This window comes from Synechococcus sp. RS9916 (assembly GCF_000153825.1).
Classification (GTDB): domain Bacteria; phylum Cyanobacteriota; class Cyanobacteriia; order PCC-6307; family Cyanobiaceae; genus Synechococcus_C.
Genome location: NZ_DS022299.1, coordinates 193,348 through 215,731 on the forward strand (window position 1 = coordinate 193,348; position 22,384 = coordinate 215,731).

At 62.3% G+C, this 22,384-nt stretch carries 24 protein-coding genes; 14 read left to right on the plus strand and 10 right to left on the minus strand.

Annotated features, from left to right (window positions below):
- Nucleotides 1–8: 8 nt before the first annotated feature.
- Entirely contained in the window at nt 9–503 is a 495-nt protein-coding gene (locus tag RS9916_RS01250) for a single-stranded DNA-binding protein (RefSeq protein ID WP_007097354.1), read from the minus strand.
- Nucleotides 504–538: 35 nt separating this feature from the next.
- Between RS9916_RS01250 and cobK the strand changes: the two genes are divergently transcribed.
- Together cobK and cutA are read left to right on the plus strand one after the other, a co-directional pair.
- Complete coding sequence (gene cobK, locus RS9916_RS01255; RefSeq protein ID WP_038023989.1) at nt 539–1,321, plus strand: precorrin-6A reductase; 783 nt, start codon at nt 539–541, stop codon at nt 1,319–1,321.
- Between the two features lie 5 nt (nt 1,322–1,326).
- Nucleotides 1,327–1,662 (plus strand): divalent-cation tolerance protein CutA, encoded by a 336-nt coding sequence (gene cutA, locus RS9916_RS01260; RefSeq protein WP_007097356.1) that lies wholly within the window; start codon nt 1,327–1,329, stop codon nt 1,660–1,662.
- Nucleotides 1,663–1,666: 4 nt separating this feature from the next.
- Here the strand turns inward: cutA and RS9916_RS01265 are convergent, their stop codons facing one another.
- The 4 genes from RS9916_RS01265 to RS9916_RS01280 all read right to left on the minus strand — a co-directional run bounded on the left by RS9916_RS01265 (nt 1,667) and on the right by RS9916_RS01280 (nt 6,396).
- A complete protein-coding gene (locus RS9916_RS01265) occupies nt 1,667–2,677 on the minus strand; it encodes an adenosine kinase (RefSeq protein WP_007097357.1) in 1,011 nt (336 codons plus the stop codon).
- A 54-nt stretch (nt 2,678–2,731) separates the two neighbouring features.
- Entirely contained in the window at nt 2,732–4,051 is a 1,320-nt protein-coding gene (locus tag RS9916_RS01270) for an adenylosuccinate synthase (RefSeq protein ID WP_198003374.1), read from the minus strand.
- A gap of 100 nt (nt 4,052–4,151) precedes the next feature.
- Nucleotides 4,152–4,577, minus strand: coding sequence for a photosystem II protein Psb27 (psb27, locus tag RS9916_RS01275; RefSeq protein ID WP_007097359.1), 426 nt, complete (start codon nt 4,575–4,577; stop codon nt 4,152–4,154).
- Nucleotides 4,578–4,593: 16 nt separating this feature from the next.
- Nucleotides 4,594–6,396 carry a proline--tRNA ligase gene (locus RS9916_RS01280; protein ID WP_007097360.1) on the minus strand — a complete coding sequence of 601 codons (1,803 nt, stop codon included), beginning with the start codon at nt 6,394–6,396 and terminating at the stop codon, nt 4,594–4,596.
- Nucleotides 6,397–6,570: 174 nt separating this feature from the next.
- On the opposite strand from RS9916_RS01280, the gene RS9916_RS01285 reads away from it, so the two are divergent.
- From RS9916_RS01285 to RS9916_RS01300, 5 genes are all read left to right on the plus strand, one after another.
- Entirely contained in the window at nt 6,571–7,044 is a 474-nt protein-coding gene (locus RS9916_RS01285; RefSeq protein ID WP_007097362.1) for a hypothetical protein, read from the plus strand.
- A 112-nt stretch (nt 7,045–7,156) separates the two neighbouring features.
- Nucleotides 7,157–7,417, plus strand: a complete 261-nt coding sequence (locus RS9916_RS15035) for a hypothetical protein (RefSeq protein ID WP_007097363.1) — start codon at nt 7,157–7,159, stop codon at nt 7,415–7,417.
- Complete coding sequence (locus RS9916_RS01290; RefSeq protein ID WP_007097364.1) at nt 7,359–7,871, plus strand: inorganic diphosphatase; 513 nt, start codon at nt 7,359–7,361, stop codon at nt 7,869–7,871. Before RS9916_RS15035 ends, RS9916_RS01290 begins: the two co-directional genes overlap by 59 nt.
- A 97-nt stretch (nt 7,872–7,968) precedes the next feature.
- The gene (locus tag RS9916_RS01295) at nt 7,969–8,328 is read left to right on the plus strand and encodes a 2Fe-2S iron-sulfur cluster-binding protein (protein ID WP_007097365.1); all 360 of its coding nucleotides are present in this window, start codon (nt 7,969–7,971) and stop codon (nt 8,326–8,328) included.
- 3 nt (nt 8,329–8,331) lie between these two features.
- Nucleotides 8,332–8,694 (plus strand): arsenate reductase family protein, encoded by a 363-nt coding sequence (locus RS9916_RS01300; RefSeq protein ID WP_038023017.1) that lies wholly within the window; start codon nt 8,332–8,334, stop codon nt 8,692–8,694.
- On the opposite strand, the gene RS9916_RS01305 is transcribed toward RS9916_RS01300, so the two are convergent.
- Nucleotides 8,657–10,162, minus strand: coding sequence for a hypothetical protein (locus RS9916_RS01305; RefSeq protein ID WP_007097367.1), 1,506 nt, complete (start codon nt 10,160–10,162; stop codon nt 8,657–8,659). The two genes, RS9916_RS01300 and RS9916_RS01305, sit on opposite strands and share 38 nt — an antisense overlap.
- Before the next feature lie 125 nt (nt 10,163–10,287).
- On the opposite strand from RS9916_RS01305, the gene lepB reads away from it, so the two are divergent.
- Nucleotides 10,288–10,986 carry a signal peptidase I gene (gene lepB, locus RS9916_RS01310; protein WP_050752287.1) on the plus strand — a complete coding sequence of 233 codons (699 nt, stop codon included), beginning with the start codon at nt 10,288–10,290 and terminating at the stop codon, nt 10,984–10,986.
- Here the strand turns inward: lepB and RS9916_RS01315 are convergent.
- Nucleotides 10,958–12,238 carry a dihydroorotase gene (locus tag RS9916_RS01315; RefSeq protein ID WP_038023990.1) on the minus strand — a complete coding sequence of 427 codons (1,281 nt, stop codon included), beginning with the start codon at nt 12,236–12,238 and terminating at the stop codon, nt 10,958–10,960. The genes lepB and RS9916_RS01315 overlap by 29 nt on opposite strands.
- A 4-nt stretch (nt 12,239–12,242) precedes the next feature.
- Complete coding sequence (locus RS9916_RS01320) at nt 12,243–13,574, minus strand: histidine phosphatase family protein (RefSeq protein ID WP_007097370.1); 1,332 nt, start codon at nt 13,572–13,574, stop codon at nt 12,243–12,245.
- Between the two features lie 68 nt (nt 13,575–13,642).
- Between RS9916_RS01320 and RS9916_RS01325 the strand changes: the two genes are divergently transcribed.
- The 6 genes from RS9916_RS01325 to RS9916_RS01350 all read left to right on the plus strand — a co-directional run bounded on the left by RS9916_RS01325 (nt 13,643) and on the right by RS9916_RS01350 (nt 20,653).
- Nucleotides 13,643–15,022 carry a CPBP family intramembrane glutamic endopeptidase gene (locus RS9916_RS01325; protein WP_232199492.1) on the plus strand — a complete coding sequence of 460 codons (1,380 nt, stop codon included), beginning with the start codon at nt 13,643–13,645 and terminating at the stop codon, nt 15,020–15,022.
- 85 nt (nt 15,023–15,107) lie between these two features.
- Nucleotides 15,108–15,563, plus strand: a complete 456-nt coding sequence (locus RS9916_RS01330; protein ID WP_007097372.1) for a hypothetical protein — start codon at nt 15,108–15,110, stop codon at nt 15,561–15,563.
- A 4-nt stretch (nt 15,564–15,567) separates the two neighbouring features.
- Nucleotides 15,568–17,394 (plus strand): penicillin-binding protein 2, encoded by a 1,827-nt coding sequence (locus tag RS9916_RS01335; protein ID WP_007097373.1) that lies wholly within the window; start codon nt 15,568–15,570, stop codon nt 17,392–17,394.
- 62 nt (nt 17,395–17,456) lie between these two features.
- Nucleotides 17,457–18,629, plus strand: coding sequence for a transaldolase (locus tag RS9916_RS01340; protein ID WP_007097374.1), 1,173 nt, complete (start codon nt 17,457–17,459; stop codon nt 18,627–18,629).
- 105 nt (nt 18,630–18,734) lie between these two features.
- A complete protein-coding gene (locus tag RS9916_RS01345) occupies nt 18,735–19,121 on the plus strand; it encodes a Crp/Fnr family transcriptional regulator (RefSeq protein ID WP_007097375.1) in 387 nt (128 codons plus the stop codon).
- An 8-nt stretch (nt 19,122–19,129) separates the two neighbouring features.
- Nucleotides 19,130–20,653, plus strand: a complete 1,524-nt coding sequence (locus RS9916_RS01350; RefSeq protein WP_007097376.1) for a deoxyribodipyrimidine photo-lyase — start codon at nt 19,130–19,132, stop codon at nt 20,651–20,653.
- On the opposite strand, the gene RS9916_RS01355 is transcribed toward RS9916_RS01350, so the two are convergent.
- Nucleotides 20,650–21,813: an NAD(P)/FAD-dependent oxidoreductase gene (locus tag RS9916_RS01355; protein WP_007097377.1), complete on the minus strand. Its 1,164-nt coding sequence runs from the start codon at nt 21,811–21,813 to the stop codon at nt 20,650–20,652. The two genes, RS9916_RS01350 and RS9916_RS01355, sit on opposite strands and share 4 nt — an antisense overlap.
- 14 nt (nt 21,814–21,827) lie before the next feature.
- Nucleotides 21,828–22,376: a ribosome recycling factor gene (gene frr, locus RS9916_RS01360; RefSeq protein ID WP_007097378.1), complete on the minus strand. Its 549-nt coding sequence runs from the start codon at nt 22,374–22,376 to the stop codon at nt 21,828–21,830.
- Nucleotides 22,377–22,384 lie beyond the last annotated feature (8 nt).

Below are 22,384 nucleotides of genomic sequence, written 5' to 3' on the forward strand. Positions count from 1 at the left end.
TGCAGTCGTCAGAAGGGGATGTCGTCGGTGTCCGGCACCAGAGGGGCACTGTTCCACTGGGCTGCCTCAGGGGCTGGCGCTGGAGCTGCAGCGGCCGGAGGGTTCTGACGCACAGGTGCGGGTGCGGCCTGGCGCTGGCCCTGCGGGGCCATGCCAGCGTTCGGCGCTTGACCGCCACCCTGGGGTTGCGCGGGGGCGGCAGCGCCAACGGGGTGAAGTCGGGACAAGGTGAATTCGGCCCGTTTCTCCTTGGTGCCGTCCTGGCGGGGCACCGTGTTCATGCGCAGACGCCCTTCGATCAGCAGGCGCTGGCCTGGTTGCACCCGGTTCTGCAGATCCTGCGCCAGGTTGCCCCAACCCACAACTTTGAGCTGACCCGGTGGGTCATCGGGGCGCAGGCCGTCAAACCGCACCTCCATTTCGGCGATCGGTGTCTGGTTGTCCTGGGTGTAGCGAAGGGTGGGTGCCTGCATCACCTCTACTTCGAGCACGCAGTGATTCATCGCCGTCCGGTGCGTTGAAAGAGAGCGCCATCCTGATGCAAGAGCCGCGGAATCGCCAGTTGCATGTCTGGCTGCTCGCCGGAACAGGTGAGGGTCCTTCCCTGGCGAGCGCTTTGCTGGCCAGGGGTTTTCAGGTCAGCGTGAGTGTGGTGACTGAGGCAGCGCTTCGGCCCTACAACGCGCTGTCTCTCCACCATCGATGGGCTGGAGCCTTGTCCAGTGTCGGGGCGATCGTGGCCCGCATTCAGCACGCCAGGATCGATCTGTTGGTCGATGCCACCCATCCCTTTGCCACCCAGGTGAGCGCTCAGCTGGTGCAAGCCGTCAATCAGGTCTCCTGCCCCTTGGTTCGCTTCGAGCGGGCGTTGGAACCAGCTCCTGCTGCGCAGGTGATTGAGCGGGTGGATGCCATACCCAGTGATGCTTTGGCAGGGAAAAGGGTGCTGTTAGCCCTGGGTGCCCGTCACCTTGCCGCTGTCGTGCCTCCCTTGCGGGCTGCTGGAGCCCAACCGCACGCCCGGGTGCTGCCCACCCCCCTGGCGCTGCGCCAGGCGGTGGCTGCTGGCCTGGCTGACGAGCACCTGGCTCTGCTGCAGCCGCTCCAGGGAACCGTGCCGGGTCGTCTGGAAACAGCGCTTTGCCGCCATTGGCAGATCGACGCCGTTGTCTGCCGGCAATCCGGTGGCGTCACCGAGCGCTGCTGGCACCAGGTGTGCTCTGAGCTGGGCCTCGACCTTTGGCTCCTGCGCCGCCCTGGCCCACCTGCCTCCGTGCCGGTGGTGCATAGCGTGGAGCAGATGCTCACCCTCTTGGGCTGATCGCCATGGATGCCACCACTGCCGATCCTCTGGTTCTGGTGCTGACCACCGAAGCGGATGAAGGCAAGGCCGATGCTCTGGCGCAGGCGCTGGTGGAGCAGGGATTGGCCGCCTGCGTGAGTCGATTGCCAGTGCGTTCCACCTACCGCTGGCAAGGCCAATTGGAGTCTGCGCAGGAAGTGCAGTTGCTCATCAAAACCAGTCGTGCCGGCTGGCCCCGCCTCGAGCAGGGGTTGAGGGCGCTCCACAGCTACGACACCCCCGAACTTCTCCACTGGGAGGCCGAGGCTTCGGGGGCCTACGGCGCCTGGGTGTCGGAGGCTGTTGCCCAGGCGCCGTAGGCGCTCAGTTGAGGTGGGTGCTCGCCAGGGTCTTGAGGCACTCCTTGGAGCGGGCGCCCAGCTGGGTGACGATCTGGCCGGCGCAGAGGGCCCCGAGCTGGCCGCAGCGCTCCAGGGAGTCTCCCTGGGTGTAGGCGTGCAGGAAGCCACCGGCATAGAGGTCGCCTGCCCCTGTGGTGTCCACCAGGTCGCCAAGGCTGTAGATGCCCACATCCCAGCGCTGATCACCGCTCAGCACCACGGATCCTTGGTCGCTGCGGGTCACGGCAATCACAGAACAACGGCCGCGCACCTGCTCGAGGGCGGTTTCGAAGTCATCGGTTTGGTAGAGCGACTTGATTTCGACCTCATTGGCGAACAGCACGTCCACGTGGTTGTGGACCAGTTCAAGGAAGCTGTCGCGGTGGCGGTCGACGCAAAAGCCATCGGAGAGGGATAAAGCCACTTGGCCGCCTGCGGCCCGGCAGGCTTCAGCACCGGCAAGGAAGGCCCGCTTGGCAGCCGGGCTGTCCCACAGATAGCCCTCGAGATAAAGGACCTTGGTCTGCTTCACCATCGACAGATCAAGATCATCGGGTTCCAGCTGGGTGGAGGCCCCGAGGAAGGTGCACATCGTGCGCTCCGCGTCTGGAGTCACATAGATCAGGCAGCGGGCTGTGGTGGCGCCAGTGGTTGCCGCCGACGTTTCGAAGCGGGTGCCCACGGCCCGGATGTCATGGCTGAAGATTGTTCCGAGCTGGTCATCGCGCACGCGACCGATGAATCCGGTCCGCCCTCCCAGCTGAGCGATGCCCACCATGGTGTTCGCCACCGAGCCCCCAGAGGTCTCCTGGCCTGGGCCACTGGCTTGGTAGAGGGTTTCAGCCTGTTTCTCGTCAATTAGAGCCATCCCACCCTTCTGAAGGGAATGGGTGTTGAGGAATCCGTCGTCGGTCTGGACGAGCACATCAACAATGGCGTTGCCGATCCCCACGACATCGAGGGTGGCGTTGTTGTTGAAGCGGGAAGTGCTCATCAGGGGAGGCTGCGTCGTATGCGCAGTATCACCCTTGATAGTTCTCGGCCTTGATCAGGCGCTCAGCAAGGCGCGTTTGGGGCCATGGATAGGGTCCTCCACCACAATCGTCTGGTCGCGGCCGGCACCGAGCGACACGATTGCAATCGGCACTTCCATCAGATCCGCGAGGAAGCGCAGATAGGCCATGGCCTTTTCGGGCAGGTCTTCAAGGGTGCGGCACTCAGCAGTGGAGCACTGCCAGCCGGGCAGGGTCACGAAGATCGGCTGGCAGCGGGCAAATTCCTCGGCGCAGGACGGGAAGTGTTCAATGCGCTCACCGTCGAGGTCATAGGCCACGCACACCTGGAGTTCATCCAGTTCGTCGAGCACGTCCAGCTTGGTGATGGCGAGGCAGTCGAGACCGTTCACGCCGACGGCGTAGCGGCCGATCACACCGTCGAACCAGCCACAGCGGCGCCGGCGGCCCGTTGTGGTGCCAAATTCACCGCCGCGGTCACACAGGTGGTCGTTGAGACTGCCCTCCAGTTCGGTGGGGAAAGGACCTTCGCCCACGCGAGTGGTGTAGGCCTTGGCCACGCCGATCACCCGGTCGATCAGGGTGGGGCCGACACCAGCACCAATGCAGGCTCCACCGGAAATGGGGTTGGAGGAGGTGACGTAGGGGTAGGTGCCGTGGTCCAGGTCGAGCAGGGTTCCTTGAGCACCCTCGAACAGGATGTTTTTGCGGTCGCGGGCGGCCTGATGGATCTCCCGGGTGCAGTCGACCACGTGGGGAGCGAGCCGCTTGCCGTAAGCGAGGTACTCGCTGATCACGTCCTCGGCATCAAGGGGTTCGACGCCGTAGATCGTCTGGAGCAGCTGATTCTTTTCCTGCAGGGGGCCGTCGAGGCGGTCGCGAAGGCGTGCCTCATCCAGTAGGTCAATCACCCGGATGCCGCTGCGCTGTGACTTGTCGGCATAGGTGGGGCCGATCCCCCGGCCTGTGGTGCCGATCTTGCGGTCGCCCCGCTGCTTCTCCATCGCCTCGTCGAGCAGGCGGTGGTAGGGCATGGTCACGTGGGCCGTGGACGACAGCTTCAGCCCAGAAATATCGATGCCGTTGGCGATGAGCATGTCGAGCTCACCCAACATCACTTTGGGATCCACAACCGTGCCTGAACCAATCAGGCAAACGGTGTCGGGATAAAGGATGCCCGATGGAATTAGGTGCAGTTTCAGCACCTGCTCGTCCACAACGATTGTGTGCCCTGCGTTGACGCCGCCCTGATACCGGACAACGACATCAGCGGAGCGGCTCAGGAGATCGGTGATCTTCCCTTTTCCCTCGTCACCCCACTGCGCACCGATGACGACAACGTTGGCCAAAGACACTGCGGCCCGAAGCCGCCAATCTGCACAATCAAGGAGTTTCGCAGTTCCCCCTGCCTTCGGTCAAAAGGCTCGGGGGAATCGTTGCGAATCCGGTTGTGGGTCAGCTACCGCGTACCGCGGCCTTCTCCGCCTTGCCCAGTTCTTTGTCCACCCGTGCACGGAGGGTGTCGGGCAGAGGGCGATTGGCGTAGGTCTTGTAATGACCCGCCAGGGAGTTCAGCGCTGTTTGCATCGTGGTGAAGGAGCTGAGGCCATTCACCTGGGGGCGGGGGCGGTAGCGCGACATGTAGTCGTTGATCAAATCGGTCGCAGCGGTTTCCGCTTCTGCACGGCCTTCGTCGTCCTGCCCCATGGCAATCGTGGATTGCAGTGTGTGCACCACCGCCACCGTGTCTTCCACGTAATCCCCGGTGAGGGTTGAGGCCCCTGCGCCGGAACAGGCTGTGAGCATCAGGCAGAGACCCAGGCAGGCCGCCAGGGTCAGGCTCATCAGTTGTCTGGACAGGCGTTGCAGGGCGGAAAACATGGACGCTGCTCTGGATTCAGTCGACTGTAGGGCTGGTGATGGTGTTCATCACCTGCCGAAGCGCTGTGATCGCCTCGGCGTGGGGAAGCACCTGGGTGTCGCGGGTGGCTCGCTCCACCAGTTCCACTTGGCCGTTGGCCGCATCGCGTCCCACGACAAGTCGCCAGGGGATACCAATCAGATCGGCATCTTTGAATTTCACGCCGGCCCGTTCGCTGCGGTCATCGAGAAGCACGTCGATCCCGCTGGCTTGGAGGGTGCTGTAAAGCTGCTCGCCCAGCTGGAGCTGGGTGTCGTCCTGCATGTTCGCCACCACAATCACCACCTGGAAGGGGGCGATGGCCAGAGGCCAGCAGATGCCGGCCTTGTCGTGGTGTTGTTCCACGGCGGCCTGCGCCAGGCGGGAGACACCGATGCCGTAGCAACCCATCCAGAACGCGTCCTGACCGCCTTCGGCAGTGGTGAAGGTGGCGTCCATGGCCTGGGAATACTTGCGTCCCAGCTGGAAGATGTGCCCCACTTCAATGCCACGACGGGCCACCAGGGTCTGGTCGGGAGATTGCAGGCAGCGGTCGCCGGCCTGCGCGTTGCGAAGGTCGATGGCCTTCGGGCTGCCATCGAGCCTGCTCCAGTTGCTTCCCCAACGGTGTTGATCGGGGGTGTTGGCGCCGCAGACGAAGCGGTCAAGCTCCGCGGCGGTGGGATCGGCCAAGCGAAGGAACTGGGTGGTCCAGCTCTTGGCTCCCTCCAGCACGCTGTCGGGAAGGTCGGGGCCGAGGGCGCCAAAGGGCCAGGGTTCCAACCCTTGTTTGCTCACCTGCTCGGCGCTAATGGGAGTGATGTCGAGGACGCCACCGTCGAGAGTTGCGCAGACGGCATTGGCCAGCTTCACCTCGTTGAGTTCCTGATCACCGCGAAGGCTGATCAGCACAGGTTGTTGGCTCCCAGATTCCATCCGTGCCAACAGCGCCAGCACTTTCACCACCTGGCTGGCGTCGAGATCCTGGCCGCTGCACAGTTCGTCGATGCTGGCTTGGTTGGGCGTGTCGATGACCCGCTCGTCTCCAGCTGGCAGGGGGGTCGCCGGCGTGGGGATGGAGACGGCTTTCTCCAGGTTGGCGGCATAACTACCGTCCTCACTGGTGAGAATGAGGTCTTCGCCGGCTTCCGCCGTCACCATGAATTCCTGTGAGGCTGCTCCGCCAATGGCGCCACTGTCGGCCTCAACAGCCACTGCCTGAAGCCCGCAGCGTTCAAAAATGCGCCTGTAGGCAAGATCCATCTCGCCGTAGCAGCGCCCCAGGTCCTGCTCGTCGGCGTGGAATGAATAGGCGTCTTTCATGATGAATTCGCGCCCACGCATCAGACCGAAGCGGGGGCGGATCTCATCTCTGAACTTGTTTTGGATCTGGTAAACCGTCACCGGTAACTGGCGGTAGGAGCGCAGCAACTCACCTGCCAGGGAGGTCACCACCTCTTCATGGGTTGGTCCGAGTCCGACCTGGCGCCCCTGGCGATCCTCCAGGTGGAACATGATCCCCTCGCCCGCGGTGTAGCCCTGCCAGCGACCGCTGCGTTCCCAGAGTTCGGCGGGTTGAAGCTGGGGAAGCAGAGTCTCCAGGGCCCCTGTGGCATCCATCTCCTGCTGCACGATCGCGCTGATCTTGCGCAGCACTCTCCACATCAGAGGGAGGTAGGCATAAATCCCGGAGCCGACTCGGCGGATGTAGCCCCCGCGCAACAGCAGCTGATGGGATGCGATCTCCGCGTCTGCGGGCACATCCCGCAGCGTCACCAGCATCAGGCGGGAGACGCGCATGGGAGTGGGGATGCAAAGGAAGCGGGAAGCTATCACTGCTGAGCCGGATTCCCTCGGTCTGGAACGCCGTGCGTGGGCGATCAGTGAACTGGCACCACGGGCCGCAAGTAAGGCTGCAGCATGAGTCTCAACTGCTAACGTCCGCGAGACATCAAGCCTCAGAAGGCCTCCTGCATGTTTCCCCGTTCGGTTGATCCCACTCTTTCTTCGCCCGGTCTCAGCGTTGAAGGTGGTGCCGACGTTGATGCCGTGATGGCCCGCTCCGAATCACTGGTGGGTATCGAGGAGGTTCAGAAATCCCTGAATCGCTCCCGCGCTTCGGTGTATCGCTACACCAACACCGACCCTCGCAATCTCAACCCTCCCTTCAATCCCCGCAAGCTCAACCCTGAGTACAGAAGCGATCAGAAGGATCCGCTTCTGTTCCACCCCAATGAGGTGGCTCGTTTTGCCAAGGATGTGCTGCGGATTAAGGAAGTCACCGTTGAGGTGCTCAATTCCCCGTCGACGGCGACCCAACAGTGTCTGACGGCAATTCTCGAGGAATTGCGCATGATTCGATCCCAGCTCGATGTCCTTCAGGTCAGTCCTGCCGATCCATCTGATCTGGCGGCGCGGCGTGAGCGTCAGGATCGACCTGCCGCCTGATGCCGAAAACGGTGTCATGATGATTTCAGCGCAGGTCGCTTTCCGGTCTGCGTCGCTCACTCCCGCCTCTTCCTTGTGAACGCCTGAGTGGGTTGTCCTTTTTCTCCCCTGCATGGACCCCGAGCCTGCCAACGGTTCTCAACCCGAGCCCTCCCCGTCTGAGCCTCCTGGGGGTGACACCCTTGATCTCTCAGGCCCCTCGTTGCTGCTGATCGGCTTTTCAATTGCTCTTGCCACGCTTGGTTTTCCTGTGGCTGCTGTGATTGTCGATCGTCCGTCAGGATTAGTTCAAGCCCCCATTGCGCAGGATCGCGATGGATCTTCACTCCCTTCTGCCCTCGCCGTCACCGGGTCTCGTCAACCTGGTGGTTGAGATTCCAGCGGGCAGCCGGAATAAATACGAATATCTCGAGTCTGCAGGGGTCATGGCCCTGGACCGAGTGCTTCATTCCTCGGTCCGCTACCCCTTCGACTACGGCTTCATCCCCAACACCCTGGCGGAAGATGGCTCGCCGCTCGACGCCATGGTGATCATGGAGGAGCCCACCTTTGCGGGTTGTTTGATTGTGGCCCGACCGATCGGTGTGCTCGACATGCACGACACTGGTCATTACGACGGCAAGATCCTTTGCGTGCCGGTGGCGGATCCGCGTCAGAGAGGCATCGAGAGCATTCGGCAGATCGCCCCGAACCAACTCGAGGATGTGGCGGAATTCTTTCGGGTTTACAAAAACCTCGAGGGTCGGGTGACCTCGATTGGGGGGTGGCGTGATGTTGATGCCGTGCAGCCTTTGCTGAGGGACTGCATGGCAGCAGCCAGGACTTGAATCAGGCGCGACGATGTTCCGGATGGATTCGTTGCAGATGTGTCAGAAGGGGCCCACTTGCTTGTAAGTTGGTGCGCGCCCAGCATGTGAACGACCCGTGCCCACCATCCGTTTTGAGCAGGAAGGCCAGCAGGTCGGTTGCATCGAGGGAGCGAATCTTCGCAAGGCTGCTCTCTCTGCAGGTATCAACCCCTACAAGGGCCTCAACAACCTCAACAACTGTGGTGGCGTCGGTCAGTGCGGCACCTGTGTGGTGGAAGTCGTCGAAGGCGCTCAGAATCTTTCCCCCCGCAGCGATGTGGAAGAGGTGTATCTCGCAGATCGCCCCGCCAACTACCGCCTCAGCTGCCGCACCAGCGTCAACGGTGATGTGACCGTGCGCACCCGCCCCTCCGACGGCGTCGGCAAGGGCTCCAACAGCCTGCTGGGTGCTGTGAAGAACCTCTTCGGCAAGTGATTCTTGGCTGAACCGCTCCGCGTCTGGAGTTATTCCCGCTGCTCAACCTGCCGAAAGGCTTTGGCATGGCTCGAGCAGCAGGGAATAGATGTCACCGTGATTGACATCACTGAAACTCCCCCTTCCCGCGCCCTCCTTGCCGAGGCCGCCGATCATCTCGGCACTCGTGCTCCTCTGTTCAATACCAGCGGTCTCAGCTATCGCGCTCTCGGCTCTGCTGTCGTCAAAGCCATGAGCGACGAGGAGGCTCTGGATGCACTCGCTGCCGATGGCAAGTTGATCAAACGTCCATTTCTGGCTTTGCCAGAGGGCAAGTTCTTGGTGGGCTTCAAGCTGGATCAGTGGACTGAGGCATTTCAGGGCTGAAGCTCAGGCCGTCCAGTTCGGTAATTAATTCGTTCACACCGCCCTGCTGACGCAGCTGACGAACACCCGAGCGTTTCAGTTCCTCGAGGAAGGCTGACACCAGCTCCTGGCTCCGTTCCAGGACTGGTCCCTGTTCGAGGGTGTGCGCCAGCTCATCCCAGAAGCGGTCGAGAACATCGATCGAGAGGTCTTCCATCGTGATGTCCCGTTGTCCCAAGCGGTCTCCTGCGGTTCGGGAGAGTCCCAGCAAGGCATCCACCATGCCTCCAGCCAGCTGGCGACTGAATTCTGTTTCCGCCCGTTGAAACGGTGCCAGATCCCTCAGCGGTGCTGGGACCACCACATCATTGACACTGCGTTGCAGGGCATGGCCGAACAGCGCGACAAGCTGAGGTCGCATGCCTGGCCCCACCTGGGTCAGCAGCAAGGGAAGCCACAGGCGCAGCAGTTCCGCCAGTTCCCGCTCGCCGTTGTCGTCGAGGCTCTGGTGGCTGCGTAATTTGCGGATCCGTTGCGGTAACTCCGGCGAACGCACCAGCTGTTGCATCGCATCAAGCAGGCGCACCGTCAGCACCTCGAACAGCTCCAGGGCCAAGACGGCAACAACGGCGCGACTCACTGCCGTGCGCAGAGGCTCGAGTTGGATCAGTTGCGCGTTGGAGAGGCGTTCAGTGACGGGAACCACCCGCAACACGCGCCAGAACGGCAGCAGGAGGGGGAGGTCGATCCAGCGCCGCAACAGGGCATCGCGCCACCGAATCCTTGGGTAGCGCCGTTTCAGGCGAAAAGTGCGCAGCAGAATATCGAGCAGAAACAGGATCTGGAACGGGACGTCGATGCGCCAGGAATGGTCGATCGGTAATCCGCTCTCATTGATGCCGCGCCAGTAATTGGTGGCTGCCAAAGGCAGGATTCGACGGTTCCAGAACGCCCGTTCCTGCTCCCAGTTCGTGCTGTTGAGGTAGGAGTCGCTCAGGAGATAAGCGGCGGCTTGTTTGGGTGAATCCCTGCCGGCTCTGGCTCTCAGGCGGTTCTTCAGTTTTTCTAGTGTGCCCGCATTGCCGGAGCTCACGAAGGGGTTTTCATCGATCAACTGACTGTTGTGCACCACCATCTCCAGCCGGCGCTGCCGCGCCGCATTGCTGTCGATGCCCTGCTCAGCCGCGATTTGCTCCAGTTCGCGGAAGTGGGCGATGTATGCCGCGGTGTCTCGGTGGGCTTCGATCCCCTTCACAGGGTCGTAGATCGGTGTGATGTCAGGCAGCCAGGGCAGGGGGATCCCCAAGCTGACGGAGGGCAGCGGATACAGGGTGCGTTGCAGCCAGAAGCTGCGCAGCGGCACATAGGTGACGTCGAACAACACCCAGGCGAGATTGGCCGCTGCCACCAGGGCCACTGCCTGGTCCCAGCGATGCCAGAAGCGGCCCGCCGCAGTGGTCTGCAATCCTTGCCAGCGGGGGCGGACCATGGAATATTTCGCTGACTTCCAGGCTAGAAGCGGTCGCGAGTCACGCCTATCCTGCTCACAACATTATTTTCTGAGCCGAGTTGGCCGACGAGCAGAAGGACGGGCAATCCAACGGACAACGGTCATTGGATCAACACCCTCAGGGCCAACCTGTAGAACACGAGGTTTCCAAGTCTCCAAAGGCGCATCCCTTTTGGGATTTCTGGGCTCCCGTTCTGTTCACCATTGCGCTCTATTTCGGCTTGCGGCACTACGTCGCTGAGGCCCGCTTCATTCCTTCCGGTTCCATGCTGCCCGGATTGCAGATCAATGATCGGCTGTTGGTGGAGAAGCTCAGTTACCTCACGCGCAAACCTAAACGGGGCGAGATCGTTGTCTTCAACGCTCCCCATGCTTTTGACCCAGCGTTGCGCAGCCCGAATCAACCGTCGGGTCTGCAGTGCACATTGGCCAATATCCCTTTGATCGGTCTGATTCCTGGCCTCAGGCATAACGCCTGCGATGCCTACATCAAGCGGGTGGTTGCACTCCCTGGCGACCAGGTTGTGGTGAACCCTCGGGGCGAAGTGACCCTCAACGGTGAGCCATTGAAAGAGCCCTATGTCACCAATTACTGCAGCTTGGATGACCAGGGGATGAGTCGTTGCGGCACCCTCAATGTGACCGTCCCCAAAGGCCATGTGCTGGTTCTTGGCGATAACCGGGCCAACAGCTGGGATGGTCGCTACTGGCCTGGTGGACCGTTCTTGCCTGAGGACGAGATCCTCGGTCGGGCCACGTGGAGGTTCTGGCCTTTTAAGCGGTCGGGCGCACTGGGCTCCTGAGGCCACAAGCCACCACAGCTCCATGCAGCACCTGGTCCAGCAGCGGGTGGTTGGCACCGCGTGCTGCGTTGGGGTGATCGAGTGATGCGGTCCATTGGTGATGGGGATCGAACAGCACCCAGCGGTTGCTACCGATTTGCAGCTGTTCTTCCGGCTGCTGGAGCAGTCGCGAGGGGCCGAAGCTGAGGGCGTCCCAGAGTTGGGGGATCGACCAGCCCCGTTCCTGAATGAGCCGTTGCCAGAGCGTGGGCAGCACCAGTTGGTGCCCCACCAGTCCAGTTCGTCGCTGCCCTGGAGGGAGAAGGCAGTCTTCGCGGTCGAGGGGGACGGCGTGCACGCTTACGGCCGTGATCACATCGTTTTCCAGCGCTTCGATTAGAGCAATGCGATCGTTCGGGCCTCCAAGAGAAGGCCTCACGCACCATCCCTGGGCCGTGGGGCTGAGCTGGTTGCGGTCCGTCACCAGGTGCCACCAGTGCACGCTGGCCTGGGGACGGACAGTCGCCTCATGCAGAAGGGCCACCCCTTCGGCTGTGGACAGATTCATCGCCACCAACCGTGGCTTGGGGAACAAACGCTGGAGTTCGAGCAGTTGCCCCAGCGGCAGGGTCTCGCTGGCGACGGGATCCATCGGCCATCCGGCCCGCAGGGTCTCGACCCCTTCGCGCACCATGCCGCCGCCTTGGATCTGGGGATCCCGCGGGGCCACCAGCACGGGTGCAGTCCCCATCTCGTTGAGCAACAGGCTGCGTTGCAGCAGGCCTGCTGCAGGCATGGCATCGCCGTCGCAGAAGCCGACGGCCCCTTGCTCCAGCAGATCGCCATGGCAGCTCAGCTGGTCGCCGGCACCATCCAGGGTCAACGCACCCCAGAGGTGGATGCGCACGTCGTTGTCGGGGCTGCTGCTGAAGCCATGCAAGCGTTCGACCCTGTCGCGCCAGGCTTTGGCACGTGGCAATAAGGCCACCTGGCCGTAGCCAGCCCTTGCTGCGGCATGGCGCAGGCTGACCACATTTTCATGGTGTTCGCAGAACGGTTCCTCCAGCACGGAGTGGGGATCGACCAAACAAGGAGCCAGCAGTTGATCGGCCGCGCTCTGCACGGGCACCGCCTGCGTTGCCCCCTGAGAGCGAGCCTCCTCCCCGAGGGCAACCAGCTCGCCGTCGATCAGTAGAGCAGCTCCGTTGTGGATGACGTCCTGACCGCTGCCAACCAGGACCCTGACGGGATCGAGCAGAACGGTCAGGGACATCAGCTCAGAGGGCTCCAGCAGCGGTGTGATCCAGCACCCCACCCAGATGGGAGGTGAGGTTGAGACAGGTCACTACCGCAGGCTGGCCCGGAACGGTCGGCATGTCGACCACTGTCACGCCACCGTTGCCCTGCTTCACCGCCCAGATGTCAGCGGGGGTGAGACCCAACAAGTGACAGAGGATCGTTTTGTTGACAGCGTCATGGGCCACCACCAGGGCTGTTTCCGAGGGATCGAGGCTGTTCGCAATCGTGGTCCAGGTGTTGACCGACCGCTGCCACACGTCCTGGATGGTCTCCCCTTCCGGCATCTGAACCGTTTCAGGCGTGCGCTTCCACTCCTCCAGCAGGTCACCCCATTCGGCTTTGATTTCCTCCTCAAGCTTCCCTTCCCAGAGGCCATGGCCGATCTCCACCAGGCCCCGCGTCACCGTCATGGGCACACCAGGGTGGGAGCGCAGGATGCCTTCCGCGGTCTGGCGGGGGCGCGACATGGAGCTGCTGTAGGCCCGCTGCAATGAAACGCCTTCGAGGAATCCTCGGGCGGCTTCCGCCTGGGCATGGCCGTTTTCATTGAGGGGGATGTCGATCTGACCCTGGAAGCGGCCCTGGCGATTCCAGTTGGTTTCCCCGTGGCGCACCAGCACCAGTCGTGCACCCTGACCTTTCTTGGGCAGGGACTGCCCAAGATGCGCGGTGTTGTTCAGACACTCGATCTGCACCTGCCGGCCACCGCCGCTCTTGGGGCTCAGGTTGAACACCGACAGGGAAGCGTTATCGATTTGCAGCCGGCGGAAGCCTTGTTCGGGCTCACCCAGCAGCACCAGCATCATGCAGCGGAGGATGGCGTTGTGGCCGACCACCAACACCGTGTCATTGCTGTCGATGCTGTGGCGCTCCAGTAGGCGGCTCAGAAAATCCCTCGCCTGCGCCATCAGCTCTGGCAGCGGTCGATAGCGACTGCCGTCCTTCCGGGTCAGTTCCAGCTCTTCCGGACATTGCTTCCAGGTCTTGAAGCCATCGGGGTCCTGGGCCGCGCGCTCATCGGCGCTCATGCCGCTCCAGGGTTCCAGATCAATTTCCAGCAGACCGTCGTCCATCACGGGATTCAGCACTCCACCCCAGGCCTGCAACAGGCCCTCACACGTGGAGGCGGCCCGGCGCAGTGGTGAGCTGTAGGCGGCTGTGATTGACACATCCTTCAGTGCCGAGCCGGTGCGGCGAGCCTGCTCCTGGCCTTCCGGGGTGAGGACGGAAAGGTCATCCCTCCCCTGGATACGGCGCTCCACGTTGAAGCTGCTCAGGCCGTGGCGCACCAGGAGGAGACGGAGAGACAACGGTTGTGAGGTCGAGGCGGGGCCATCGTATTGGGGGGTGAGAATCGGTTCATCTCGCTCTGGATCTGTTGACGTCCACGCCGACTGGTCGCCGGTTGTCTTCCAAAGGACTGCTGGCCCTGATCTCCCTGGTTCTGGCGATGAGCGTGTGGGTGCTTGGCCTTCGAGACAGCCTCAGCCGTGACTCCGTGGCACCGGCGCTGTCTCTACAGCAACAGGAGAAAGCACTGCTGGCCGAGCCGGCTCTGCCGGAGCCGCTCAAGCCCCTGCTGGTGGGTGCTGATCCGTCTGCGCAGCTGCTGGATGCCCTGTTGGAAGTGCCCCTGGATCGGCTGGATGACCGTCAGCGTTTGCTGCTCGCGTCTCTGACCGGCGATGCGGTCCAGCGTCAGCAGGCCCTTGCCCTGCCAATCCAGAGCTCTGATCTTCAGGATTTGCAGCAGGCCTTGATTCGGCATCAGGCAGATGCGTCCCTGTCTGAGGCCAATGCCGCCCTGCTGAAGGCTCCACAGTTCGACCCCCTGCTTCGAACGCTGGGGTGTCGTGGGTTGGGTGGCACGGCTGCGCAGTGCATTGATCCTCGCGCAGCTGAGGTGGCGGCTCTGGCGAGTCGTCGATTGCTCCTGGCGGAACTGCTTCCGATCTCTGCGTTGCTCCTTGGTGCGCTGCTGTTGCTCAGGCACCTTTGGTTGCGGGTTCGCGGACGCATTCCCAGTTGGCCTCCCTTGGTCGGTCCTCTGCTGACGCCTGCCGATATGGCGATTCTCGTGGCCGGGGGCTTTGTGTTGCTCGGTGAGGTGCTGTTGCCGGTGTTGGTCAGTCCGCTGATCATGGTGATTTCACAGGGCCTATCGGGTGGCCTCGGCCAAGCGGTGGTGGTGCTGGTGGGATACGTCAGCCTGGCGATCCCGCCCCTGGCAATCCTCAAGCTGCAGCTGCAAGGGTTGGGTGATGAGGAGGTCCCTGCAGGTGGCTGGTTGCAATGGCGCCCCTCGCCGGTGTTCCCCGCCCTGCTTCAGGGCGCGAGGGGCTGGTTGATGGTGATGCCGCCGGTGGTGTTCACCGGGTGGTTGATGGGCAAGCTGCTCGGCGATCAAGGCGGCAGCAACCCTCTGCTGGAAATGGTGCTGCGCAGCGACAACCCTCTCGCGCTTCTGCTGCTGGCCCTCACCGCCGTGGTGCTGGCACCGCTGTTTGAGGAGCTGGTCTTCCGGGGGGTGATGTTGCCTGTGCTGGCGCGATGGCTCGGCCGTGGCTGGGGGGTTGTTCTCAGTGGTTTGGTGTTCGCCGTCGCCCACCTGAGCATTGGGGAGCTACCGCCCCTGCTGGTGCTGGGGATCGGTCTGGCCATGCTGCGTTTGAGCAGTGGCCGACTGCTGCCCTGTGTGGTGATGCATGCCTGTTGGAACGGCGCCACGTTCATCAACCTGATCCTGCTGGGCTCTTGATCCGTCAATCCCTTCCCAGCAGAGGGTTTGCGGGCTTGCGGGAGGCCTTTGTGGGTGGTTCACTGACCCCAATGACTTCTATGTCGTGAGCGCCCTTCCCCAGCCACGCATCGTCCCGGCCGAGCGCGCCTCGACCTCTGGCGCTTTTGAGCTGATTCAGGGGTCGATGTCGGCCCAGAAAGTGGCGCGCCAGTCACCTCTTCTGGCTGGTCTGCATCGGGTTGCCGATGGGTCACTCTGCGGGGTTGTGTTGGCCGTGGTGGCCCTTTCTGGGCTCACGCTTCACTGGCAGCACCGCTGGACCGTGGCCTTCCGGCAGCTGGAGGACACCCGCAACCTCTCCCATCGCCTCACTGAATCCACGGCGAATCTCGAACGTCACTTGCTGGAGAAAGCCAGTCACCCCGGCACGCTGGTGCCCACGAAAGTGTCCAACCTGGTTTATCTCGATCGCCCGCAGGTGGAATCCACTGTTTCGGAAGCTGATCATCTGGCCATGATTCAGTCCTGGATGGATCAGCCGATCCAGCAGGGGTACTGAAGCCATGGGGGACTCCCAGGATGAGGGCCGTCGCCGGCGACGTCGTTCGCGCCAGCGCGTGATCGCCCTGGAGACGGTTCCGGCATCACGGATGCGTTGGGTGTTTGCTCTGCTCTGCCTGGGCCTTGTGGGGCTCATGGGGCGGATGGCCTGGCTTCAGGTGTTCCAGGCATCCACGCTGGAGGCACGGGCCCGCAGTTTTCAGACTCAGCAGACGGATCCGCTCGGGACGCGGCGCCCCATCGTCGATCGGGCAGGACGGTTGGTGGCCCTCGATGAAGAGCGCTTTCGCCTCTGGGCCCATCCCAACAACTTCCGTTTCCCCGGAGACGAGCCCACCCTGGTGCGTCCGCCCCTGGATATCGCCCGCCGTCTTTCTGGTCTGCTGGCCGTTCCGATGGCAGAGCTGGTGCAGCGTATGGGCGATCGCCCCTCGGGGATCCGCCTTGCCGAAGGCATTGATCCGGAGACGGCGGCAGAGATTCGCCGTTTGGCGATCAGTGGTGTTGACCTTGAGCCCTATCCCTACCGCGTGTATCCCCAGGGGGATCTGTTCGCGAACGTGGTTGGCTTCCTGAATCTGGAGCGGGTCCCTCAGGCCGGTCTGGAGCAAAGCCGCGATCGCGATCTTCAGCGGCATGAGCAGGCCCGGAGCCTGCGGCGCGGTGCCGATGGAACCCCTTTGCCCGACAACCTGGCCCCCGGCACCTTTTTCGGCGATGACCTGCGTCTGCAGCTCACCCTGGATGCCCGTCTTCAGGAGCTGGCTGCCAAGGCCCTGGCTGCGCAGGTGAAGGAGTGGAAGGCCAAGAAGGGAGTGGCCATCGTGATGGATGTGCGCAATGGCGAATTGCTGGCCCTCGCCTCGACGCCCACTTACGACCCCAACCGCTACTGGAAGTTCCCTGCGGCTCGTTTCCGCGAGTGGTCTGTGCAGGATCTTTATGAACCTGGGTCCACCTTCAAACCGATCAACCTGGCCATCGCTCTCCAGGAGGGTGTGATTCAGGCGAATGGCAAGGTCAATGACATCGGCCAGCTGCAGATCGGTGGTTGGCCGATCAACAACCACGACCGTCAAGCCAACGGTGTGATCGACTTCCCCACCGTGCTGCAGGTGTCGAGCAATGTCGGCATGGTTCAGGCGATGCGCAATCTCCGGTCGTCGCTCTATTGGGATTGGCTCGCGAAGCTCGGGATTGAAGCGCGACCGGATACCGATCTTCCCGGTGCCATTGGTGGGCAGCTCAAGACGAAGGAACAGTTCACCACCCAACCGATTGAGCCAGCGACCGCGTCCTTCGGCCAGGGCTTCAATTTGACCCCTCTCAAGTTGGCTCAGTTGCATGCCTTGCTTGCCAACGGAGGGCGTCTGATCAGTCCTCACATCACCCGTGGTCTGCGCTCCGGTGATGGGTTGGCGCGGGTTGATCGCGCCAAGGGGTTGCCATTGATGCGCCCTGATGTCACCCGCACGGTGTTGGCCTGGATGGAGTCGGTGGTGCAGAAGGGCAGCGGCAAAGGGGCTTTCACCCCTGGCTATCGGATCGGTGGCAAGACCGGTACGGCCCAGAAAGCACAAAACGGCATCTACGTGCCGGGCGCCAAGATCTGCAGCTTCGTGGCCACATTGCCGATCGAAGATCCGCGTTATGTGGTGCTCGTGGTGGTGGATGAGCCCCAGGGGGAGAACGCCTACGGATCCACCGTGGCGGTGCCGGTGGCCAAACAGATCATCGATGGCTTGTTGGTGATCGAAAAGATCCCCCCCACCGGTGCCCATACAGCCCTTGAACCCGCATTGGAGCCGGCGGTGAAACCAGCTGGTTAGCGGGGGGATGCCAGTTCGTGAGGGCTGGCTACGTTACGGGCCTAGAGCCTTCCTGTGCATCCATGGCTTCTCTTCTTGAACAGCTGTCCGCCATGACCGTGGTCGTGGCCGACACCGGTGACCTTGAGGCCATCCGTCGGTTCACCCCTCGGGACGCCACCACCAATCCCTCTCTGATCCTGGCGGCTGCACAGATTCCCGCTTATCAGAATCTGATCGATGAGGCGCTGCGTTCGTCGCGCAAGCTGATCGGCGAGAACGCCCCCGTCGAAGACGTGGTGCATGAAGCGCTCGACGAGATCAGTGTGATCTTCGGCAAAGAAATCCTCAAGATCGTGCCCGGCCGCGTGTCCACGGAGGTGGATGCGCGTCTCAGCTTTGACACCGAGGCCACCATCGCCAAGGGCCGCAAACTGATTCGTCTCTACAACGATGCTGGCATCAGCAACGATCGTGTGCTGATCAAGATCGCCTCCACCTGGGAAGGCATCAAGGCGGCTGAGGTGCTGGAGAAAGAGGGCATTCACTGCAACCTCACCCTGCTGTTCGGCTTCGGTCAGGCCGTGGCCTGCGCTGAAGCAGGGGTCACCCTGATCTCCCCCTTTGTCGGTCGCATCCTGGATTGGTACAAGGCCGAAACCGGTCGGGACATGTACCCCGGTCCAGAAGACCCCGGCGTGCTCTCGGTCACCCGCATCTTCAACTACTTCAAGACCTACGGCTACAAGACCGAGGTGATGGGAGCCAGCTTCCGCAACACCGATGAAATTGTTGAGCTGGCCGGCTGTGATCTGCTCACCATCTCACCCAAGCTGCTGGATCAGTTGCGCGGCATGGATGCACCCCTGACCCGCAAATTGGATGGTGCCAATCCCAGCAGCAGCGAGGCTCAGATCCATGTGGATCGCTCCCGTTTCGATGCTCTGATGGCTGATGACCGCATGGCCACCGACAAGCTCGGCGAAGGCATCAAGGGCTTCAGCAAGGCGATCGAAACCCTGGAGGCCCAGTTGGCCCACCGCCTGGCAGAACTGGAGGGCGGCGCAGCCTTCCGGCATGCCGTGCAGGAGATCTTCCTGCTCAACGACATGAACGGCGACGGCTGCATCACCCGTGATGAATGGATGGGCAGCGATGCCGTGTTTGATGCACTTGATCTCGACCATGACGGCCGTCTCACCCCCGAGGATGTGCGCAAAGGATTCGGTGCCGCGTTGACGCTGACGACGGCCTGATTTCCCTGGTCATGGACTGCATCACGCTTGGTGGTGATGCACAGGCTCCCTTGCACGTTGGGAGCCTTTTTTCGTTTAAATGCGGAGACTCGCGGGGCAGAGAGATTGAACGCACTCGACACCATGCGGGCACTTGCGGCCAAACGCGAAGTTCATGTCGCCGAAGCCGGGGAAGTGATCTTTGCTGCTGGTGAAGCAGGTGCGTCGATGTTTGGCCTGCTTGAAGGTCGTGTGCGTTTGGTCTGGACGACCGAGAACGGTCAGGAAGGGTATGAGCTGATCTCTGCGGGTGATGTGTTTGGTGCAGGAGCGCTGGTGACACCTGACCACCGCCGTTTGAGCACAGCAACAGCGGAAACGGCTTGTCGGCTGATTGAGATGAATCGGGAGAAGTTCCTGTTTGCCGTTCAGGAATCGCCCATGTTCGCGATCGAACTGCTGGCGTCGGTGGATGAACGCCTGCGTGACCTGAAGATGCACGACAGCACCTGACTTGGGGTATGGCGGATCTGCAGGCTCAGCCCCAGTTGGTGTGGTTCAAGCGTGATCTACGCACCGTCGACAACCGCCCCCTGCTCGAGGCCTGTGCCCATGGGCCAGTGCTGCCTCTTTACATCGTTGAACCTGAGTATTGGCGGCAACCGGATGCCTCTGCCCGCCAGTGGGAGTTCTGTCGGGAATCGTTGGAGCATCTTCGCCGCGAGCTGGCGGCGCTGGGACAACCCCTGGTGGTGCGTTGCGGTGAGGCTGTCACTGTGCTGGAGCGGGCGAGACGGTCTCTCGGTATCGCCGCCATTTGGAGCCATGAGGAAACCGGCAACGGCTTCACTTACGACCGGGACCGTGCGGTGCTCGCGTGGACGCGGGATCGAGGAATTCCCTGGATCCAGATTCCCCAGTTTGGTGTGACCCGGGGGTTGAAACGACGCGAGGGTTGGGCCCGGCGCTGGGAGGAGCGCATGGCCGAACCGTTGGCACCCGAGCCCCCCAAGCTGCTGCCGCTCTCTGATCTGGCTCTCGGGGAGATACCCACCGCTGAGGCGTTGCAGTTGTCTCCGGATCCTTGCCCTCTGCGCCAGCGGGGTGGGCGGGAGTCAGGGCTGCAGGAGCTGAGTGATTTCCTGACGTCCAGGGTGCAGCGCTATGCGCGCAGCATCTCCAGCCCAGTGGTGGCCTTTCGGGGCTGTTCCCGTCTGTCTCCTTACCTGACCTGGGGCTGCCTGTCGATGCGGGAGGTGGTGCAGGCCAGTCGCACCCTCACTGGTCGTGGTGTCAGCAGTTTTGGCTCGCGTTTGCATTGGCACTGTCATTTCATTCAGAAGCTGGAAAGTGAGCCAGCGATTGAATTTCACGACTTCCATCCCTTCATGCGGGGGATTCGGCCGATGGATTCGGAGCGGTTTCAGGCCTGGAAGGAGGGCCGCACTGGCGTTCCATTTGTGGATGCCTGCATGCGTGCCCTCCTGGCCCATGGCTGGATCAACTTCCGGATGCGGGCGATGTTGATGTCCTTCGCCAGTTATCACCTCTGGCTGCCTTGGAGGGAAAGCGGTTTACACCTTGCGCGTCAGTTTGTTGATTACGAGCCGGGTATCCATTGGAGTCAGTGCCAGATGCAGTCGGGCAGCACGGCGATCAACACGATCCGCATTTACAACCCTGTCAAGCAGGGGCAGGACCATGACCCCAACGGCCGCTTCATTCGTGAGTGGTGCCCTGAGCTGGCCTCGCTTCCCAATGTGTATCTGCATGAACCCTGGAAGCTGGATGCCCGGCGTGCGGAACAGTTGGGTTGCCGTCTTGGTGTTGATTACCCCGCTCCGGTTGTGGATCCAACGGCCGCGGCGCGGGAAGCGAAGGATCGGATCTGGGAGATTCGCCGAGCTGCGGGGTTTGATCGCATCGCCGATGGCATTCAGCAGCGCCATGGATCCCGACGGGCCGGTCTCTCCCCTGTGACGACCCGTCGCCGCTCCCGCAGTGAGCAGAAGGGGGGCGATCAGCAACTGCAGCTGGAGCTTTAGCCCCGCTTCAGCAGGAGACGTTTGATCACCCGCTGGGCGATGTCGCCGTAGCCCATATCGCCGGAAAGGATCTGGGCGATCCGTTGGGGTGCCGTTGGTCGTTTGATCCCCAGCTGATAGCCCACTTTGGGGAAGCGATAGAAGACCTGGGCGATGCGCCGTCCCCAGGCCATTGAGTCGCCCCAGCGTTCGCGCATCCGCTTGGAGTATTGGCTCAGATCCTTGGCCTCACCACGCAGCCATTGATCGAGGCAGGAGGCGGCTTCGCACCCGCTCATCAAGGCGGGGCGCAAGCCCTCGGCCAGGAACGGATCACACAGCGAAGCGGAATCGCCGACGGCAAGGATTCCCTCTCCGTGCAAGGGCTGATGGCCATTCCACACCCGCAATGCTGCCTTCTGGCGCAGACCAGCATCAGCAGCAAAGCCGAGGTCAGGCAGCAGCTGGCGCAGGATTGTGTCGCTGTCGGCGCCATGGCGGCCGATGAAGGTGCCCACACCCACGTTGACGCCATCGCCCATGGGGAAGGCCCAGGCGAATCCGTGGTGCACCAGTCCGAATTCGAATCGCGCTGATCCCTGCTTCAAGTTGCCGCGACCCTCCAGACGCACCGATGTGGTGCTGGCTAGATGCAGACTGCTTGGGCCCAACCCGAACCGGGCTGGCCAAGGGGATCCAGAACCATCGGCAATCACCACGGCACGGGCCGCCTGGGTGCGTCCGTCAGCCGCGCACACCTGCCATTGGCCCTGGGGGTCGCGTTGCAGGTCAGTGACCTCAAAACCACTCCGCAGTTCGGCGCCGTTCTCGATCGCTTTGTCGATGAGCAGTGCATCGAGACGTTCTCGGCGCACGATCCAAAAGGGAGCGGAGCCCGGGAGTTCGGCGACCACCGGATCGGTGAGGCACCAGCTGAATTCCACCCGCTCGATCACCTCGTCGACGGCGGGGGAGAGGGAGAAGGGAAACCATTGCTGCACGGAAGCGGCCATGCCGCCGCCGCAGGGTTTGATTCGACAGACGCCGCTGTCCTGGGAACCGCCATCAGCGCGGGAATCACGCTCAAGCAGCGTGACCCGATGGCCGGCATGACTGAGATGAAAGGCAGCTGCAGCGCCAGCAGCGCCGGCGCCGATCACCACCACGTCGGAGCTGCTCACCCTGTGTTCCGCGATCAGACCTTGAGGATGTCGGCTTCCTTCTCGGCCAGATGCTTCTCAAGAATGCCGATGTACTTGTCCAAGGTCTTCTGAACGCTGTCCTGTTCGTCGTGGCTCTGATCTTCCGAAAAGTCGCCGTCTTTTTCCTGCTTCTTGATCTTGTCGATCGCGTCGCGACGGATGTTGCGCAAAGCCACCTTGCCTTCTTCGGCGTATTTGGAGGCGAGCTTGCAGAACTCCTTACGCCGTTCCTCGGTCAGGGGCGGCACGTTGATGCGGATGAGCTTGCCGTCGTTGTTGGGGGTGAAGCCCAGTTCGCTCATCGCAATCGCCTTTTCGATCGAGGCGAGGGCGCCCATGTCGAACGGCTGAATCTGAATGGTCTGGGAATCGGGGGTGGTGAGCGTCGCCAGGGATTTCAGAGGGGTGTCGGCGCCGTAGTACTCCACCGAGATGCGATCCAACAGCGAAGAGTTGGCCCGTCCGGTGCGGATGGTGTTGAACATGCGTTGGGTGGCTTCCACCGACTTCTGCATGCTTGCTTCGAGGTCTTGCTTCGACATGACGAGAT

Bases quoted from the DNA above. Each gene is read 5' to 3' on its own strand.
- RS9916_RS01250 (WP_007097354.1), bottom strand. From the start codon at position 503: ATGAATCACTGCGTGCTCGAAGTAGAGGTGATGCAGGCACCCACCCTT.
- cobK (WP_038023989.1), top strand. From the start codon at position 539: ATGCAAGAGCCGCGGAATCGCCAGTTGCATGTCTGGCTGCTCGCCGGA.
- cutA (WP_007097356.1), top strand. From the start codon at position 1,327: ATGGATGCCACCACTGCCGATCCTCTGGTTCTGGTGCTGACCACCGAA.
- RS9916_RS01265 (WP_007097357.1), bottom strand. From the start codon at position 2,677: ATGAGCACTTCCCGCTTCAACAACAACGCCACCCTCGATGTCGTGGGG.
- psb27 (WP_007097359.1), bottom strand. From the start codon at position 4,577: ATGTTTTCCGCCCTGCAACGCCTGTCCAGACAACTGATGAGCCTGACC.
- RS9916_RS01280 (WP_007097360.1), bottom strand. From the start codon at position 6,396: ATGCGCGTCTCCCGCCTGATGCTGGTGACGCTGCGGGATGTGCCCGCA.
- RS9916_RS01285 (WP_007097362.1), top strand. From the start codon at position 6,571: ATGTTTCCCCGTTCGGTTGATCCCACTCTTTCTTCGCCCGGTCTCAGC.
- RS9916_RS15035 (WP_007097363.1), top strand. From the start codon at position 7,157: ATGGACCCCGAGCCTGCCAACGGTTCTCAACCCGAGCCCTCCCCGTCT.
- RS9916_RS01290 (WP_007097364.1), top strand. From the start codon at position 7,359: ATGGATCTTCACTCCCTTCTGCCCTCGCCGTCACCGGGTCTCGTCAAC.
- RS9916_RS01305 (WP_007097367.1), bottom strand. From the start codon at position 10,162: ATGGTCCGCCCCCGCTGGCAAGGATTGCAGACCACTGCGGCGGGCCGC.
- RS9916_RS01315 (WP_038023990.1), bottom strand. From the start codon at position 12,238: ATGTCCCTGACCGTTCTGCTCGATCCCGTCAGGGTCCTGGTTGGCAGC.
- RS9916_RS01335 (WP_007097373.1), top strand. From the start codon at position 15,568: ATGGGGGACTCCCAGGATGAGGGCCGTCGCCGGCGACGTCGTTCGCGC.
- RS9916_RS01340 (WP_007097374.1), top strand. From the start codon at position 17,457: ATGGCTTCTCTTCTTGAACAGCTGTCCGCCATGACCGTGGTCGTGGCC.
- RS9916_RS01350 (WP_007097376.1), top strand. From the start codon at position 19,130: ATGGCGGATCTGCAGGCTCAGCCCCAGTTGGTGTGGTTCAAGCGTGAT.
- frr (WP_007097378.1), bottom strand. From the start codon at position 22,376: ATGTCGAAGCAAGACCTCGAAGCAAGCATGCAGAAGTCGGTGGAAGCC.